Genomic DNA, 1,720 nt, shown 5'->3' on the forward strand with positions numbered 1-1,720 from the left:
GTTCATCCTGAGCCAGGATCAAACTCTCCAATAAAGTTAGTTTGTCTAGCATCTAAAATAAAAATTGACGTTTCACGTTGTTTGTTTCGTTCAGTTTTCAAAGAACTACTTTGTCGCTCATTTGCGACTTCCTCATGTTAACATTTTCATGTTTCAATGTCAACTAAGTTTTTTTATTTCGTTTGTCGCTTTCTGCGTTGTTACTATCGGCGACTTGTTCTATATTACACCTCAACAAATCAATCGTCAATACTTTTTATGTTTTTATTTTATAAATTATAAAAGGTATTGAACTCTCTTAATTTCTAATCCATTCCTAATGATTCTTAAACTTGCATAGGAAGATTGTAAGTTAAGTTAATAATCGTCAGTTTGCACTATCCCGCTCAATACTAATAATTTTCTAAAGAATAAATGTCAGCAAGTACATATATTAAGGATAGCATTTTTATTCTTATACATCCCAGCTAAAATCACCATTTCTTCCTTTCCTCTTACCTCTAGGGGGCTATAAACAAAACACTTCACTATATCTTCTTTACATTCACTAAATCGATGAGGAAACTCAAGTAATCTAATAAACTTAGGAGGCGTTATGAAATGCATGTTAAGAGGAAAATAATTTATGTATCCCATGATACCCATTTCACATTAGTCGATCCTACTCAAGATATCTGCTTATATAACGCCGGGGCTGATATATATTTATTAACCTCAAGGGAAGACTCTTTTCCGAATGTTGTTTTAGAAGCATTAGATACAAAGGTTCCTGTTATAGGGTTTAAAAACGCTGGAGGTTTTGAGGATGTTGTTACGGAAAAAACTGGTGCCTTAGTAGACTTTTTAGATTTACCAAAAATGCTAGAAAGAAGATACGAATTTATTGGAGATGAAGGGTTACGATTACAAAAGGGGAGCTTTGGCCAAAAAATTATTGAAAAAAATTCAATTTCCTTAATTACATTTATCAATTATTAGATCTTTTCGAACATAATTACAAAAAGATTAGTGTAATTATACCAAACTATAATTACGAAATTTTTTTACCTGTCCGAGTCAAATCAATATTAAACCAAACCTACCCCCTTACGAACTAATCTTCCTAGACGATGCCTCTACTGATAAAAGTGTACCCACACTTGAAAAGCTGCTCTCACAAGAAAATAAGACCCATCTGAAAGTTCAACATATTGTTAATGATAAAAACTCTGGTTCTGTATTTAAACAATGGATAAAAAGAATCTCTGCAGCAACCGGTGATTATATTTGGATCGCAGAGGCCGATGACTTATGCGATAAGACATTTTTAACAGAAGTAATACAGGGGTTTCATATAAATAATGACGTTGCCTTAAGCTACACACAATCAAAGCAAATAGATGAACAAGGGAATATATTGGCCAATCATTATTTGGATTACACGAGTGATATCGATATAGAAAAACGGAAAACCCCTTATTTTTGAAAAGGCGTAGAAGAAATACAAGATACGCTACTTATCAAAAACACCATACATAATGTCTCAAGTGTAGTTTTTAAAAACATAGATATAAAAAAACAGAAAAACAATTAGAAAAGTTTAAAAGGCAATTAACAAAGGTATGAAAGCATACAAAAAAGACGAGTCATTCTGACTCGTCTTAAAGTTGCTTGGCGACGTCCTACTCTCACAGGGACAAGGTCCCAACTACCATCGGCGCTAGAGAGCTTAACTTCCGTG

Annotated in this window: 1 pseudogene; it reads left to right on the plus strand. The window is 33.3% G+C overall.

Annotation, left to right across the window (positions count from 1 at the left end):
- Positions 1-633 precede the first annotated feature (633 nt).
- Positions 634-1,584, plus strand: a pseudogene (locus ACTFQM_RS27265) (glycosyltransferase); the annotation flags it as partial.
- Positions 1,585-1,720: the final 136 nt, after the last annotated feature.

Source organism: Bacillus cereus group sp. MYBK30-2 (assembly GCF_051915945.1).
GTDB classification, from domain to species: domain Bacteria; phylum Bacillota; class Bacilli; order Bacillales; family Bacillaceae_G; genus Bacillus_A; species Bacillus_A paramycoides.